Genomic DNA, 15,750 nt, shown 5'->3' on the forward strand with positions numbered 1-15,750 from the left:
TTTTAAAAAGATGTTTCTAGAAACGTGCTGGTTCGTTTCTTGCCTGCATAACTCGTTGTTCATCTACGTCAGAGGCATACTAACATGGACTTGTTTCGCAAAAAAGCTATTCAGGATTCAATTAATGGTGGCGTTTGTCTTGCCCAATGCCTGACGGCTTTTGACCTTGTTTTTCTGGGTGTTGGAGCCATTATCGGGGCCGGAATTTTTGTGTTAACAGGTATTGTTGCCGCGACACAAACCGGGCCGGCTATTGTTTTTTCCTATGTTGTAGCCGGACTGGCTTGCGCGTTTTCAGCCCTTGCCTATGCGGAACTGGCGGCGGCCATCGGCGGCTGTGGCAGTGCCTATGGTTATGCCTATGCCGGTTTCGGGGAGCTCATTGCCTGGATTGTCGGCTGGGATCTCCTGTTGGAGTATTCGATAGCGGTATCGGCCGTATCGGTGGGCTGGAGCGGGTATTTCAATGATTTGTTGATGGCGTTAAAAATACAATTACCCAATTATTTATTACATGGCCCTATTGACGGCGGCGATCTCAATATTTTACCCATGGGTATTATTTTTCTGTTAACAGCCCTTCTCGTTCTGGGTGTTAAATCCAGCGCACGAACCAATAACATGATGGTCTTTGTCAAATTGACAGTGATTGCGCTGTTTATCGTTGTTGCGAGCGTCAACGTTGATACCAGGAACTGGACTCCATTTGCGCCTTATGGCTGGAAAGGCGTCATGGAAGGCGCGTCGTTGATTTTCTTTGCCTACATCGGTTTTGACGCGGTTTCCACGGCGGCGGAAGAAGCCATCAATCCACAACGTGATCTGCCTCTCGGCATTATAGGATCGCTGATCATTTGTACGATTCTTTATATCATCGTTTCCGGTCTGCTAACCGGGATTGTGCATTACTCGTCCTTGAACGTCGCATCGCCTATCAGTTACGCGATGTTACTGCTGGGTCACAAATTGGTGGCCGGTTTGATTGGTGTGGGAGCGATCGCGGGTCTGACTACGGTGATGCTGGTTCTTTTTTACGGGTTAACCCGGGTATTTTTCGCTATGGCCCGGGATGGTCTGTTGCCCCATTTCTTTGCCCGCACCAATCCGCATACGATGACCCCGGTGCGTATAATTGTGTTGTGCGGGATTCTCATGGCTTTAATATCCGGTTTGGTGCCTATTTCCGATTTGGCCGAATTGGTCAATATCGGAACTTTATTCGCGTTTATCACGGTGTGTACCGGGGTCATTATTTTACGTTACACCCATCCCGAGTTGCACAGGCCGTTTCGTACACCGTTTATGCCCGTGGTTCCTGTTTTAGGTGTATTAAGCTGCCTGTATCTGATCATTAACCTGCCATGGTTTACCATACTTCGTTTTGTTATCTGGATGGTGATAGGAATAGTGCTGTATTTTAGTTATGGACGATTTACCAGCCATCTGAATCGCATTGAAGAAGCCTGATGAGCCGTTTTTTTCAAGAGGCGGAGAGGACGTGATCGTAAAACAGACCAGACAAACCTCCATTGCCCGTTTGCTGAAAGAAATTACCAAAAATCCGCCGAGTGATACTCATTTGACATACAGGCAGCTTGTAAACCTGTTTGGCGAGCAGGCGCTAGGGTTAATGACCATTCTGTTCGCGTTGCCTACGGCTTTGCCTTTGTCCGTTATTCCGGGTGTTTCGTTTATTTTTGCCTTGCCGGTCCTGTTTATCTCTTTGCATTTGATCCTGGGGAAGCAGGCGTTGTGGCTGCCAAAATTTTTGGCAAGGCGCACCATAGCAACCCCAAAACTGTTGTTGGTAATTCATAAAACGCTGCCTTACCTGATTTATGCCGAACGTTACCTGAAACCACGATGGTGGTTCTTTTCCCAGCCGGTTATGGAGCGGTTACATGGTGTTATTTTACTCTTTCTTGCCTTGTTGTTGCTGTTACCTATTCCATTGAGTAATTTCATCTTTTCCGTATTGATTATTTTGTTTGGGCTGGGGATTGCTGAAAAGGACGGTGTTTTTCTGGTTCTTGCCTACCTGGGTTTCTTTTTGTATGTGTTTTTCCTAACGACCCTGACTCGGGGAATTATTGCCTTGTTTTCCTTTTGAATGACCCCGGTTTTTACAAGCCTAAAACCAGGTCAGCATGATCGCGGCCGCAATGAATCCGGCCACAGGGACGGTGAGCAGCCAGGAGAGGAAAATACGGTATAAAAGAGGCCAGTAAGTGCCGGAGAAGCCATTGACCACCCCGACTCCGGCTATCGAGCCTGTGACGGTATGTGTGGTTGAGACCGGGATCCCGTATTCTGTTGCGGCAAAGATCATAATGGCGGCACCCGTTTCAGCGGCACAGCCGCGCATGGTATTCAGTTTTGTAATTTTGGTTCCCATGGTATGCACGATGCGCCAGCCGCCTGCTAAAGTACCCAGTGCAATGATGGCGTGACAGGAAATCACCACCCAGAAAGGAACATAAAACGAATCGCCAAGCCAGGATGCTGAAAACAGTAACACCGCAATGATGCCCATGGTTTTTTGCGCGTCATTTCCGCCATGGGTCAGACTCAGCATAGCCGATGAGGCGAGTTGCAACCCTCGAAACAGCTTGTTGTGTTTATCCTGGGGACTGGATCGGGTAACACGGTTGAAAAACAACATAAGCAGACAGCCTGTTAACATCCCGACGAGCGGTGAAATAACGATACCGGCGAGAACCTTTAGAAAACCGCTGAGCTGCAAGGAAGAAAATCCCGCTTTAGCCACAGCCGCACCGGCGAGGCCTCCGATTAACGCATGGGATGAGCTGGAAGGTATACCGTAATACCAGGTAGCCAGATTCCAGAATATGGCACCGATTAGCGCCGAAAAAATCAGCGGTGTGTTAACGACTCCGCTATCTATCAAACCGCTGCCAATGGTATTGGCGACGGACAGATTAAAAACCAGAAAGGCGATAAAATTAAAAAAAGCGGCCCAGATCACCGCTTGCAGAGGCGTCAGGACACCAGTCGTCACTATGGTGGCTATCGAGTTGGCCGCATCATGAAACCCATTGATAAAATCAAAAATAAAAGCAATCAAAATCACCAGCAGGATAAATAATGTGGAGGATGTCATGAGCCTTCCTTACTATTTGACGCCCGTTGACCTTTGACTTCACGATTGTCAGTCAGCTACATTTTCACCTCAATCTACGAAATGTCAACAGACCCGGATTTCTTTGTATCCTGTTCGTTTGGCACAATTTTCACCTGAGTAATTTTAGCGCCCTGCGTATTTTCAACGGTGGCTGAAAAATCAGGAAATTCGATGGTTTTTCCTTCACCGGGCACACTGCCTAGCCTGTATAATATCAAACCCGCTATGGTGGCCACTTCTTCCTCTTCTTCTGTCGTCAGGAGGATCTCTTTGCCCAGCGCACGTTCCAGAGCATAGAGCGGGCAATCTCCCTTCACGGTTAAAGAGCCATCTCCGTGTTTAATCCAGGTGTCTTGCGTTTTATGAAATTCGTCCTTGATAACACCAATAACCAGATGTAATAGATGATCAAGGGTAATGAAACCTACCATGGTGCCATGGCGTCCGTAAACCAGAGCGAAATGGGGCATCCCGCCTTGAAACTGGCGTAACAAGGCCAGAGCCGGCAGTCGATGCGACACTTTCGGTATGGGTCGAATCAGGGATTGCAGCGGTAGTTGCTCATCATCCTTGTAATCATTGAGAAACAGCGGCACATCCTTGACATGCAGCAGGCCAATGATCTGCTTTTTTTCCTGATCAAAAACAGGATAGCGACTGAACCGGTGATGATTGGTGGTTTCTGTGAGTTTCTTTTTGGTGATGGGACTGTTGATCATGACAATATCATCAGAAGAACGCATCAAATCTACGGCTTGCAGATCGGCCAATTCCAGGGTGTGTGCCAGAATACTGCTTGCCTGGGGTGTTAATTCGCCGTGCATCTGACTGGAGCGTAATATCAATTTGATTTCATCGCTGGTATGGTATTGTTCCGTGGGATCAAACACATCCAGACCTAATAATTTCAAGAAGAAATTTGAACAGAAATTAAGTAACCAGATGGCAGGGTACATCATCCAGTAAAAGACGTATAAAGGAACGGCCGTCCATAGAGAAATTTGTTCGCTTTGCCGGATGGCCAGAGATTTTGGCATCAATTCGCCAATAACGATATGTAAAAAGGAAATAAGGGAAAAGGCAAAAAGAAACGAGATAAACTCAATGAGAGCGGAGTTCGTGATCCCAAAGACAGGTAACAGGGGGCTTAGCAGACGGGCAAAGGCGGGTTCACCAATCCATCCCAGCCCCAGGGACGCCAGGGTAATGCCCAGTTGACAGGCGGATAAATAAGCATCCAGCTGTTGATGAATCCTGGCAAGAATAGCCCCTCGCAAAGGATATTGTTCGGTAATCAATGCGACCCGGGTGTTTCGTAATTTGACCATGCCAAACTCGGCGGCTACGAAAAAGCCGTTGAGTAAAACCAGTATCATGCCGAAGAAAATCAGCATCAGATTAAATAGGGTCACAGGTAGTAGCTCGTTTTAGTCATCAATTTTGAAACCATTCCCATCAGATTTTTAAGTGCCTTGGGCAACTCTGCCGCGCCGGCGTTTTTAGCTGCTTCGGCATGATGTGTTTCATCTTCGTGCATCTGCTCCAGGATATGGCGGGTTCTTTCATCCTGCTCTGGAATTTTTTCCATATGGCGCCGCAAATGGGTACTGACCTGCCTCTCCGTTTCGGCGACGAACCCCAGACTCCAGCGATCACCCGCGATGCCTGCCGCCGCGCCTATCAGGAGTGAACCGATATACCAGAACGGATTTAATACGCTGGGGCGGCTGTCCAGTTCCCGCAAGCGCTGTTCACACCAGGCCAGGTGCTCGATTTCTTCTTCAGCGGCCTGGGTCATTTGTTCTTTCACGCAGGTAAGTTTCGCGGTTAACGCTTGTCCCTGGTAAAGAGCCTGGGCACAGACTTCTCCGGCATGGTTTACGCGCATTAATCCGGCAACCTCTTTTTTTTCCCGCTCGGTCAGCGTGTACTTCTCGTCGACTGTTTCTCCCGGTACAGGGCGGGTGCTCTCACGATGAGGCGGCGGCAGCATGGTACGCAGGGCGGTATCAAACTCTCCGAGTACGCGATCAACCAGATTATAAATGGGCATGATATGGTTTAACGTATGAATTTTAGCCTTATGTTAACGTGATTGGGAGGAGGTTTGAAGCGGAATATTGTTTCATGACGTACTACAATTCAAGGTAAGTAGAGTATTTATGGATAACTGTCATGCCGGAATTTAATAAAGGTGTATTAAAACGTCTGAAAAAAACGGACGATAAAGATAAGTCCAAAAAATCAGAACAATCGCTTGATGAATCATCGCTGCGTGATTTACTTCAACAAAAAATAGTCGAGACAGAGGAATATAATCCTTTGGCTGATGGTGATTTTGATCATTTTGATCCTGACAAACAATAGGTTTCGTGAGCCGAAAATTTGAGGTTGGATTTTCTGTGCCTAACCCGGCGTACCAACTTTTCGCAATGTGATAACGCTCCCCCGGTTACTTACCTGTTCTACTGGCAAAATATTGGAGCATGATCCCCGCAATACGGCCGCAGGCCTCCTTGCGGGCTACGGTTTTTTTGTAAAAAAATGGCGCCAGAAAATCCTGTTCACGAAACCTGGTCGCTGAAAGCGTGATCATTGAAAGATATCATTGACGACATCGCTGACGGAACCGGCCGCCGGTTTATCGTTGTCCCCGTTTTCCGTTTCCTCACCGGTTTCCGTATGAGCCAGAATCTGATCAAGACGTACGATGCGATACCCTTTTTCCTGATACATATCAATGATGTCACCCATGAAATGGCTGTTTAGTAAATTGGCGTGAATCAGTAAAATCTGGCGGCTGACTCCCGGATGTTTTTTTTCAGCTTTGGCCTCTGCCCGCAAGGTTTGCTGCCAGATAAAATTCAAATAGCGTTTTTTCAGATAATTGAGGCGTTGTGGTCTCTGGCGGTAAGGAATGGCAAACAGTTGGCTGTTAAAGCGGAAATCCTTGCTGTCGACGGTTACCGGAGCAATGATGTAACCGCTGTCTGCCAGAAATTCATAAACTTTATCACGGCGTTCCCCTTTGCTTTCCGCAAGATATGGGTAGCGAAAATATTTGGGGCTCGTCATCAGGGGGGTCAGAATGTCGTCGGCTTTCGCGACGTCCTCAATGTATTTTTCCGCGCTGACGCTGTTTAAACTGCGATGCGAATAGGTATGGTTTCCCAGCTCAAACCCCTGGTTGCGAAACGCTTCCAGCAATTCCCATTGCCCTTTTTCAATGGAGCCTGCGATAATAAAACCGGTAGCGGGCACCTTGCGATCGATTAACGCTTGCATGATGTTCATGAACCGATCATGCTCCCGCTGTAATTTTCTGGGATCATGGTTGGCTGATCCAACAAAGGGCAAGTCATCGATGGTTATGGCTATTTCACGGATCTCGGCGAAAACCTGGCTCCATGTAAGCAGACTAACTAACAGAACGAATAATTTTGTTTTCATTACAAATCCTGTTTGCTTGGAAAAATGTATTATTCAAGCAAGTTTTATGCACAAAATGGCTGGAATAAAAAAATTGCGCAAGCATCCGGTGCGCCTTTCATTTATCCTTACTGTGCGTAAACCTTCCCGGAGCTTGTCCGGGACAAATATTATTTTTTCCGGGTGGATTGTGGTATGAAAAACTGGAAATTATAGTTATAAATACGAACAAACGTTCCATCCGATTCTATTTCATTGAGAACTCGGTTAATCTGGCGCATTTTTTCTTCATTGCCGGGCGTGGTGGCAATACCCATGCCATTTCCTACCTGGAATTTCTGATGAATAATATCCACTTGATTCGGGTGCTGATATTTTAAAAACAAGGCGGTGATGTTATTCATAAAAATAGCGTCAACCCTGTCGTTTTTCAGATCGAGGGCGAGGTTGCTAAATAATTTATAGGGAACAACGGTTAGCCGGTTATTGAAGCGCTCCCTGAGAAAATTAATATATTCCCGTCCTTGTAACGCGCCTACCCGTTTGCCGTCCAGATCGGTTATTTTTTTTACATGAGAATTAACCAGTACCAGAAAATAGGCATAACTGGGAAGATAAGGCTGGCTGAAGAGAAACGCTTTTTGTCGCTCCGGTGTGATGATAAGGCCGCCTATGGCAAAATCAATTTTTCCTGCCGCAAGGGCAGGAAATAACTTATTGACTTTCATAGGGACGTATTGGCATTGCCATGTTAGCCGGGTACAAATAGCGCTTATGATGTCAATATCAAAGCCCCGGGCGCCTTCCACTTTATCGTAAACGCAGTATGGTGGAATAAACAAAGGGATACCAATGCGAACGGCGGCTACAGCCGGGTAGCAGAAACAACAGCACAGAAAAATCATGAAGCGAAACCGTTTCATTATCAATCTCATGTTGAACTCTGTTGCCTAAATTATAGACCGGGTATGGATATCGGGGTAAAATTGTTCTGAAAAGAACCTGCAACCTGGTTCATTTTTTGTAACGAGTAGACCGTCAGATGAGTATTTGTATCTTAAAAGGTAAAGACACGGAATCCATTGACAGCGAAGATTACCCCGGCATCAAAGCGTGTTATGAAAACCTTGTTACCGCCTTGATCGACAAGGGATTCCCGCGAGAATCCATCCGTATTTATTTTGATGATGAAAATCGTCAGATCCATTTTGATTATCATATGGATGAGATAGACGCGCTGGTTATGTATGCCGGGTTTGAAAATAAATTACAGGGTAGTTATACCCGGTATCCCTTTTCTGAAGCCTGGCAGGGACATCGTTATGAATTTTGGCATTATCGATCATTGGAACATTATATTGCTGAAATTAACGGGTTATGTGAAAAATTTGCAGTTTTGTCGGAACGTCGGGTATATCCCCGTTCGATATGGACATTCAAAGATAAGGATCATGCTTTTTTATCCGGTGCGGAACGAAAAGGTGCTATAAAAAATGCCCTGCAAGAGCTAAGAAAGCAATGCCCTGTTAGACAGGGCATATTTGTTAATGAAATCCATCATCATCAGTTTCCTAAAAAGTTCCTCATAGAGAATCTTGATTATTTTAAAAAACTTGGAATACAAACCCTGTTCTTTGAATTTCTTCTGTATGACAGGCATCAATCGTTACTGAACGCCTATTTTAATAGTGAAAGCGACGAACTTCCCGCGGAACTGGCTTGCTATCTTCATTATAAGGATGTTGTAAGCGGGTGCTGCTTTTCTGGCTATACCGAGATAGTCAAAGCCGCCAAAAAAGCGGGTATTCGTGTTGTTGCCCTGGATTCCTATGCGAGTCTTCTTTCAACGGAGAGCAAGATTAAACGAAACTATTTTGACAATGAAGAGTCTGTTCGTTTGCGAAGTTTCAATGGCCTGGCTGCGGAAATTATTGAAAAAGAACATGGTGATAAACCTTATCTTGTTTTCCTGGGTCTCGAGCATGGTTATGTCAATGGCCATTCGAGGTTCAGAACTACTAAAAGCGTTGCTGAACTGTTGCCCCACACCTGTTCGGTATTCTTTTCTGATAAACCATTAAGTATAGAAGGCTCGTATAGTCGATACAGCCCTTTCTTTAGCGACGGAAAAACTCCGGTTGTTAATTATTCCCGCGACAAAAGTGCCGGGGCGGATATTGCCGAATCGTCGTGGCCAAGCCATGTTAGTTGTAAACTATAGGGCTTGCGCCGCCGGCTGTAAATGGCTAAAATTGGACAAGTTTGCCTAATTTTTTTATTATGACCATTGCATTAAAGACCAATGAATATCGGGATATTGCCGGTATTGTCACCGGAAAACTTAATGAATTGTTTCCAGGGCACCAGAGGCTCATTAACGCCTTCATGGGGCCTGCCATTATTGCCCAACCCCTGAGAATCTCCACTCCTAAAACGGCGATCAATTTCAATGAGTCGGAAAAAAGCGCCATTAAAACCCTTAGGGCACAAATCAACGAGGAACAGGACAAAGAGAAGCGCTACAAGAAACAGCAGCGACTGGAAAGCATGATTCTTCTGGGACAGATATTGTTCGCACAATCAGCCTGCCGGTATTTTCTGGAACAATGTCAACGGAATAATGCAGGTAACCTGCTTATTCAGCAATATTTTCAAAGATTACAGGACATTATCGAAAGAGAAGGTGTGGCATTTCAATCGTCCCGTCTTGACGCACTGACCCGCCGCAAGGAATTCAGCGATATCTGGGCAAAAACAGAGCGAGAAATTCGTGCCGCTGATCTCCCTGTAGACGCTCGTAATCAGTGGTTGAGGAATCTGTCGCATATGCGTGGATTTTATTATCAGGTCAATGATTTGAATTTCAAATACGCTCAAACACCATCCAGGTCTTTTTCAAAAGTGGTTAATGAACTGGAAGATTTCGGATCCAAAGTCGCTCTGTGCGCTTCCATTATTGCCATTGGAGCCACGGCCTTGTCTTTTATCCCGCCTTTAGCCCCAGTCATGGGGGTGATTGCGTTTACCGCCGCTCATGTGAGTCTGATGATTGGATTGCCCCTGGCTTTGAAAAGAATGGGTACCATACTGTACAACATGATACGATTCGGCGCCGCCCCCACCGTTGGTGAAGTGATAGGTACGGCGTTGTTAGGAACCAGCATGCTGCTGGCCGGTTTAAGCGGCATTGCCGCTCAGGCCGTGTCCATGGGTTTTATCGGTCGCTGGGCAGAGATCACCACGAGCGGGTTGAAGGCGGCCAACAACCTGACCAAAGCGTCAATGGGGATTGCCGGACAAGTGGCTCAATCCTCTCAACACGGGCTAATGGATGGGATCCCTTCTCATCCCGTGCCTGTACATTGAGGGTTGTTGTATATCCGGCGTCAGGAGTTGATGTTCCTTAATTCGGAATAACGGGGGCGGCAGGGAATAAAACCGGCCTCAAATCAGGTACCGTTTTGCCCCTTCCCTGATTTGGGTAATAAAACGTTGATAGGGTGGCGCGGGTAGTTGCCAGTAATGCCAATACAAAGGCTGTAACCAGCGTTTGCCCGGACAGATTTCCGCAACAAGACCGGCGGCCAGCTCATCATGAATATCAATTCCGGGTATCAAGCCAAAACCGTAACCCTGGATGGCGAATTCCTTAAACGCGCTTACCGACGGCACCATGTGGTGGCGATCGGGTGTCCACGTTGTGTTGAAAAAATGATTAAAATACTGTTCGTGCAGGCGATCGCGGCTGTCAAACACCAGTAAGGGTGCTTTGCGAATATTGTCTTTAAGCGGTTTATTATTGGAGAAAAAGCGGCGGATGAAGGAAGGTGAGGCCACGAGCAAATAATCCATGTGTCCTAATGCCACACATTCGCAACCCGGCAAGGATTTCTCATAACTGCCTACGCACGTTGATACGGTTCCCTGACGAAAATAATCAATGGTCAATTCCTGATCGTCGGTAATGATATCGAGGCTGATGGTTTCCAGCAGCCGGAGTTCAGCGATAAGAGAGCTAAACCAGGTTTCCAGGCTGTCGCGGTTAAGGGCGATGGATAAACGGGTCGGGATATCCGGATTGATTTCCTGCAGGACGTGGGATTCAAGCAGTTGCATGCGATGCAGCAGGCCAAGCAGTTTTTCGCCCAACGGTGTGGGGTGGTAGGGCAGGGTTCGTACCAGCAAGGGCTGCCCCATCTCGATCTCCAGCTGCTTGATACGCAGACTGACCGCCGGTTGGGTGATAAACAACAGTCTTGCGGCGGCGGCAAAATTTTGTGTCTGAATAACGGCGTCGAGCGCCTGCAAACCTCGGTGATCAATTTTCATAAGTAAAATTTATGGATAATCAAAATTATTAATTTTAATAATAATGCAAAATTGGTGATAATTGCCACAATTTATACGACGTGCAGGAAAATCATGCTGGTCTATCTCAATGGCTTAATACTGGGACTATCGTTGATCATGGCGCTTGGCCCGCAAAATGTTTTCCTGATTCGCCAGGGCGCCATGCGTAACCACCCGATCCTGTCAGCCGTCATTTGTTTTTTCTGCGATGTGATTCTGGTATTGGCCAGCGTGGCCGGTTTGCATGGTATTATGTCTCGCCATCCCGGTTTGCAGCGGTGGATAACCTGGTTCGGGGTCGCGTTTCTTTTATATTACGGCGGTTCGGCGTTAAAGCGGGCCTGGCAAGCCGCAAGCACTCGGGGAGCTGCCGGATCAGAAGCCAGTAACCGCTTGCAAATCATTTTTCTGGCCCTGGGATTCAGCCTGTTAAATCCGCACGCCATCATCGATTGTCTGGTGATCATCGGCACCGGCAGTGCGCAATTTCCCGGCCACCGACAGGCATTCGTGCTCGGTGTGGCGACGTCCAGCCTGCTTTGGTTCAGTTCACTGACCTTAACCACCCGCTATTTTTCCGATGTGTTATCCCGCGCCGCCGTATGGCGGCGGGTGGAATTGTTAAGCGGGTTGCTCATGGTCTTTTTGAGTATGAAACTGCTTGGCAGTCAATGGTGAGATCAGAGGCGTTTGCCATGAATCCTTTCCATGACCTCTTCGGACGCATTTGAAACCTGCGCGGACACGCCGGCTTTCAATGTTTCAAGAGCGTCCCTGACGCCGTCTTCTCCGTACAATTTGTATGACCAGCTTGTCGTTTGCACACCACTGGCGAATTGGAGCAATTGTACTTCCTTGTCTCTCGTGAAATGTTCGCGAGAGTATAGCTTACCCGGTTTTAAGTCGTCCTCATTCCAGGTATGGATGGTTTCGGCTTTTACCCATGGCCCTAAGGTGGTTATCAGTTCCAATACTTCCTTGACGCCCAGTTTATACCAGAGATTGCCGGTGTCCTTGCCCATCGCCCACTGATAAACGACTGTTAAATCTTCCAGAGCTTCGCGATATTCTTTGTCGTATTGTTTGCGAACCGTAGCATTATAGGTAGCCCAGCAACCAGCCGCGAGAGTGACTGTGACCAGGGGAAGAACCCAGCATCCAACGTAGCCGGCCGCACTTACCGCGCCGGACACGATGATATGATAATCCACGTTTTGTAATGCCTTCTGCGCATCTGAGAAACGCTTTATCTGATTTTGCAGGAACTCCAGATGACTGGCGGATTGATAGTCAAACCCCCCTTCCGGAAGGGTGACTCTCCCCGGTTTGGGTGCTGAGATATTGCTTCCAACACAATAGCTCCAAAATGTTACCGCACTATTCAGGACGCTACTTGCAACTCCTCCACTATCTCCAGGCATAACACTTCCCTCCATTGAACACGTCAAAATTTCGATTGTAATCACATTATTAAGCGGATTGAAGAAAATAATAACAAAAAAAAGTTTTTTTTCGTATGGGGGGAAATAGAAAGGGCCAATCGGTGTGTCGCCAATTGACCCAGTGGAATGACACATAGCAAGTCCAACCTCGCGGGGTTGACTATCTCATAACAATAGGTTAATTGTCAACCGTTTTACCGGATTGCATTTGTTGCTATCGGCCGGATGCGTTACACTGTTTCTTTTGGCATACTTCATTCCTTATGTTTTACGGCGACCAAATCCGGGATACCCGGCAGTTTTTTTATACCAGCTGGCACAAGCATCGGCAAAAACAAGCTCTAATGCCGCTGGAGCGGCAAATCGTTGCCGTGATTCTCGATCATCCGGAATACCACGCCATGCTGGATAAACCCATGCCCGATAACGAGGCGGCCTATTTTCCGGAAATGGGACAAACCAATCCCTTTCTGCACATGGGTTTGCATCTGGCCGTGCGCGATCAACTGGCTGTCGATAAACCGACAGGGATTGCCGATCTGCATCGGCAATTACTGCAAAAATACCAGGACGCCCTGTTGGTCGAGCATCTCATCATCGATCAGTTTGCCGAATGCCTCTGGAACGCCCAACGCCAGCACAGTTCTCCCGATGACGTTGCGTATCTGGCAGCCATTAAGCGGTTGGTTTGAGCGGTGTGTTTTTTTTATAAAATTAAAACAATAACTTAATTGCTAATTTTTTTTAAAAAACAGAAAAAAAAGAAATTTTCTGCTACCCTTAAATTGGATTCATGTCCTTAACCTTAATTTTTGCAAGGAAGAAAGCTATGAAAAATTCAACTATTGCTGTAGCTACGCTCTTGACGTCATTGTCCGCAGTTGCTGTTGTGCCTGCTGCCTACGCAACCAGCACAACCAATACCCAGCTAACTGCCTGTGCAGGCTGTCAGGGTTGTAAAGGCTGTAAGGGTTGCAAGGGCTGTGCAGGTTGTAAAGGCTGTGCAGGTTGCAGCGGATGCTCCGGTTGTAGCGGATGCTCTGGTTGCAGCGGATGTTCCGGTTGCAGCGGCAACTAAACCTCTTGTGAAAGCGGCAAATTATTCGCCGCTTTCATTAACTCGTTCCCTGTCTCATAGCAATAATTATATATTTACCCATGACAACGAATTTTAAATTACCGGTATTAAGCCCAACAAAAAAAACGAAGATGCTGCGCTACGCCAGGCGAATTTTACAGGCTCAGCACACTATCATGGTTGAGCGGCAAAAAAATATTCTTCACTACACCTTGCAGGATCAGGAACAGCATGTTTCCATGGCCCATTACCCGAAAGGTGATCGTATTGATCATCAGACCGGCGCACAGTATTTCTACCACTGTCATCGCGAGAATTTTGACAGTATGGAGCACGGCCATTTCCATTGTTTTTTAAGAGACAAGGGGATCCCCGAGCGCATTAAACCGACGCCGTTGCCCGACTGGGATAAAAACATGAATAATCCCATGACTCATATTGTGGCCATTGCCCTGAATTGTTACGGGCAGCCGATTCGTCTGTTTACCGTGAACCGTTGGGTCTCTCAGGAGGTCTGGTACGATGCCCGGCATGTTCCGGGATTTGTGAGTCGCTATAAAATGACCTTGAAAGATCCCTATTGGCAGATTCTGGACCAATGGGTGGAAGGCATGCTGCATTTGTTTGCTCCCCAGATCGCCTGGTTGCATCAGCAACGCGATAACATCCTGGAACAATATAAAAAGACGCATCCCGGGCAAAACGCCTATGAAAGCCATGATTTGGAGGAGGTGTCTCAAATCGCCATTGACTTACAGGCGCAGATCCAGTGGCTGCTTGAAAGTGACATGGAGCCGGTTGCGCGTCATGACAAGCCGCAATCCGCCCATTTTCCGTAAGTTTTTTGCAAAAGCTCAGTTGCCCGTAAGGAGGCTTTCAGCCGTATTGCGGGTTTCATGTGCCAGGAGATCAGGCGAATACCCGGGGGAACGTTCCCGCATTACGGCTTTGCCTTCATGACGGGCTACAAGAAACTATTATTTGCAACTGGTAAAAGACAAGTGTACAGAGCCTAACTTGCTTCCTGTAAGGCAGACCGTTCATCGTTGTCGAGAGATGTTTTCGGCAGGATTCTCCGCGGAATAAAAAACGGCATGACCAAAATACTGACTGCACAAAAATAGATAAACAAACCGGTATGTCCGAGCGCTTGCATGAACATGGGCGCAATAAATGGGCCAATCATCGCGCCTATGCTATAAGCCAGTAATAACCCCTGGGTTCCGACCACAATATCGCGTCGGTCCAGAAAATCACAGGCGTAACTGACGCTGACAGGATATAACGTGAAGGTCAGGCCGCCCAGCAGGATCATCAGGAAAAAGAAAGCCGGTGAGGCGGTGTTGTGGATCGCCATCACCGCAAGGCACGTGGTCACCGTCGCCAGACAGATAAGCATTAACACCAGGCGTCGGGCCATCCTGTCGGAAAGATTGCCTATAGGGTATTGCAAGAGCATGCCCCCGAAAATAATGGCAAACATATATTTGGCTACGTCCGCTTTGCTTCCTGAAATATGAGTCAGATAAGTAGGCATTAATCCGTAAATGCTACCCATAATCATGCCCGAGCTTAACGCACCCAGTAAACCCGCTTTGGATTGTCGCATAATCGTACCAAGACACAGAGTGGATGGTTCGTCGTATTTGGGTGGTACCACCCAGGAAACATAAAGAGGAATGACAGACAGCAGGCACAATATGGACGCCAGAATAAATAGTAACCGGGTTTGCGGATCACCGATATTTAGAAAAAACTGCCCGAAGCTTTGAGCGCCATACAGGCTTATCATGTACAAAGACAGCACTTGCCCGCGATTTTCGGGGACGCTGACGGATAATAGCCAGCTTTCTATGACCACAAACAGTCCTGCTGTCGCAAAACCACCGACAAAGCGCAAAAACAGCCACAATTCCAGGTTGTAAAAAATGCCGTGCAACAGACAGGTGACGGCTAGCAGGAAGGAAAAAAGAACATAGGCTCGAATGTGCCCCAAATACAAAATAAAGCGATCAACCCGTAGAGAACCCAGAACCAGTCCGGCGTAAAATACTCCGGTCATGGAACCAATCATCATGGTAGAGGCGTGATTGGTCGTCATTTTCAAAGCGAGAAGGGTTGAAAAAAAACCGGCGCCCAAAAGAAATATAAACAGGCTTAGCAGAGGAATGAATGTGATCCGAATGTAGGCAAGCATGTTGGCACGAACCTGAAAATGGGCCGCGAATGTAAGTGGACAAATTATACCAAATTTGTGAAATAAATGACAACAACAATTTATTATATTGCGTGCGCAGTATATTAGGTTC

At 47.1% G+C, this 15,750-nt stretch carries 18 protein-coding genes; 9 read left to right on the forward strand and 9 right to left on the reverse strand.

Annotated elements, in window-relative coordinates; all coding sequences use genetic code 11:
• Positions 1-84 precede the first annotated feature (84 nt).
• Together CKW05_RS00115 and CKW05_RS00120 are read left to right on the forward strand one after the other, a co-directional pair.
• Complete coding sequence (locus CKW05_RS00115; RefSeq protein ID WP_058484775.1) at positions 85-1,467, forward strand: amino acid permease; 1,383 nt, start codon at positions 85-87, stop codon at positions 1,465-1,467.
• 31 nt (positions 1,468-1,498) lie between these two features.
• Positions 1,499-2,110 carry an exopolysaccharide biosynthesis protein gene (locus tag CKW05_RS00120; RefSeq protein ID WP_231950639.1) on the forward strand — a complete coding sequence of 204 codons (612 nt, stop codon included), beginning with the start codon at positions 1,499-1,501 and terminating at the stop codon, positions 2,108-2,110.
• 21 nt (positions 2,111-2,131) lie between these two features.
• Here CKW05_RS00120 and CKW05_RS00125 read toward each other — a convergent pair whose 3' ends face one another.
• The 3 genes from CKW05_RS00125 to coq7 all read right to left on the reverse strand — a co-directional run bounded on the left by CKW05_RS00125 (position 2,132) and on the right by coq7 (position 5,195).
• Positions 2,132-3,121, reverse strand: coding sequence for an inorganic phosphate transporter (locus CKW05_RS00125; protein ID WP_058484774.1), 990 nt, complete (start codon positions 3,119-3,121; stop codon positions 2,132-2,134).
• A gap of 74 nt (positions 3,122-3,195) precedes the next feature.
• Positions 3,196-4,554 carry a hemolysin family protein gene (locus tag CKW05_RS00130; RefSeq protein ID WP_331712930.1) on the reverse strand — a complete coding sequence of 453 codons (1,359 nt, stop codon included), beginning with the start codon at positions 4,552-4,554 and terminating at the stop codon, positions 3,196-3,198.
• Entirely contained in the window at positions 4,551-5,195 is a 645-nt protein-coding gene (coq7, locus tag CKW05_RS00135) for a 2-polyprenyl-3-methyl-6-methoxy-1,4-benzoquinone monooxygenase (protein ID WP_058484773.1), read from the reverse strand. Before coq7 ends, CKW05_RS00130 begins: the two co-directional genes overlap by 4 nt.
• Positions 5,196-5,317: 122 nt before the next feature.
• On the opposite strand from coq7, the gene CKW05_RS00140 reads away from it, so the two are divergent.
• Positions 5,318-5,509, forward strand: a complete 192-nt coding sequence (locus CKW05_RS00140; protein WP_058484772.1) for a hypothetical protein — start codon at positions 5,318-5,320, stop codon at positions 5,507-5,509.
• Positions 5,510-5,594: 85 nt separating this feature from the next.
• On the opposite strand, the gene CKW05_RS15260 is transcribed toward CKW05_RS00140, so the two are convergent.
• From CKW05_RS15260 to CKW05_RS00150, 3 genes are all read right to left on the reverse strand, one after another.
• A complete protein-coding gene (locus CKW05_RS15260) occupies positions 5,595-5,738 on the reverse strand; it encodes a hypothetical protein (RefSeq protein ID WP_156413345.1) in 144 nt (47 codons plus the stop codon).
• A complete protein-coding gene (locus CKW05_RS00145; RefSeq protein WP_058484771.1) occupies positions 5,735-6,592 on the reverse strand; it encodes a polysaccharide deacetylase family protein in 858 nt (285 codons plus the stop codon). The genes CKW05_RS15260 and CKW05_RS00145 overlap by 4 nt, the downstream gene beginning before the upstream one ends.
• A 149-nt stretch (positions 6,593-6,741) precedes the next feature.
• Positions 6,742-7,494 carry a transporter substrate-binding domain-containing protein gene (locus CKW05_RS00150; protein WP_058484770.1) on the reverse strand — a complete coding sequence of 251 codons (753 nt, stop codon included), beginning with the start codon at positions 7,492-7,494 and terminating at the stop codon, positions 6,742-6,744.
• Between the two features lie 119 nt (positions 7,495-7,613).
• On the opposite strand from CKW05_RS00150, the gene CKW05_RS00155 reads away from it, so the two are divergent.
• Positions 7,614-8,792, forward strand: coding sequence for a TraB/GumN family protein (locus tag CKW05_RS00155; protein ID WP_058484769.1), 1,179 nt, complete (start codon positions 7,614-7,616; stop codon positions 8,790-8,792).
• A 59-nt stretch (positions 8,793-8,851) separates the two neighbouring features.
• A complete protein-coding gene (locus CKW05_RS00160) occupies positions 8,852-9,937 on the forward strand; it encodes an MFS transporter (protein ID WP_058484768.1) in 1,086 nt (361 codons plus the stop codon).
• A gap of 78 nt (positions 9,938-10,015) precedes the next feature.
• On the opposite strand, the gene CKW05_RS00165 is transcribed toward CKW05_RS00160, so the two are convergent.
• On the reverse strand, positions 10,016-10,900 hold the full coding sequence (locus tag CKW05_RS00165) for an ArgP/LysG family DNA-binding transcriptional regulator (RefSeq protein ID WP_058484767.1): 885 nt from the start codon (positions 10,898-10,900) through the stop codon (positions 10,016-10,018).
• A 93-nt stretch (positions 10,901-10,993) separates the two neighbouring features.
• Here CKW05_RS00165 and CKW05_RS00170 point away from each other — a divergent pair, with 93 nt between their 5' ends.
• Positions 10,994-11,599, forward strand: a complete 606-nt coding sequence (locus tag CKW05_RS00170; RefSeq protein WP_058484766.1) for a LysE/ArgO family amino acid transporter — start codon at positions 10,994-10,996, stop codon at positions 11,597-11,599.
• Between the two features lie 2 nt (positions 11,600-11,601).
• Here CKW05_RS00170 and CKW05_RS00175 read toward each other — a convergent pair whose 3' ends face one another.
• The gene (locus CKW05_RS00175; protein WP_058484765.1) at positions 11,602-12,342 is read right to left on the reverse strand and encodes a hypothetical protein; all 741 of its coding nucleotides are present in this window, start codon (positions 12,340-12,342) and stop codon (positions 11,602-11,604) included.
• 284 nt (positions 12,343-12,626) lie between these two features.
• Between CKW05_RS00175 and CKW05_RS00180 the strand changes: the two genes are divergently transcribed.
• The 3 genes from CKW05_RS00180 to CKW05_RS00190 all read left to right on the forward strand — a co-directional run bounded on the left by CKW05_RS00180 (position 12,627) and on the right by CKW05_RS00190 (position 14,280).
• Positions 12,627-13,055, forward strand: coding sequence for a DUF1841 family protein (locus tag CKW05_RS00180; RefSeq protein WP_058484764.1), 429 nt, complete (start codon positions 12,627-12,629; stop codon positions 13,053-13,055).
• Positions 13,056-13,346: 291 nt separating this feature from the next.
• Positions 13,347-13,538, forward strand: a complete 192-nt coding sequence (locus tag CKW05_RS15405) for a hypothetical protein (protein ID WP_058484763.1) — start codon at positions 13,347-13,349, stop codon at positions 13,536-13,538.
• Positions 13,522-14,280, forward strand: a complete 759-nt coding sequence (locus CKW05_RS00190) for a DUF6969 family protein (RefSeq protein ID WP_058484762.1) — start codon at positions 13,522-13,524, stop codon at positions 14,278-14,280. The genes CKW05_RS15405 and CKW05_RS00190 overlap by 17 nt, the downstream gene beginning before the upstream one ends.
• 173 nt (positions 14,281-14,453) lie before the next feature.
• Here CKW05_RS00190 and CKW05_RS00195 read toward each other — a convergent pair whose 3' ends face one another.
• Positions 14,454-15,638 (reverse strand): MFS transporter, encoded by a 1,185-nt coding sequence (locus CKW05_RS00195; RefSeq protein WP_058484761.1) that lies wholly within the window; start codon positions 15,636-15,638, stop codon positions 14,454-14,456.
• Between the last annotated feature and the right edge of the window lie 112 nt (positions 15,639-15,750).

The sequence above is a fragment of the Legionella spiritensis genome, assembly GCF_900186965.1.
Lineage (GTDB): Bacteria > Pseudomonadota > Gammaproteobacteria > Legionellales > Legionellaceae > Legionella_C > Legionella_C spiritensis.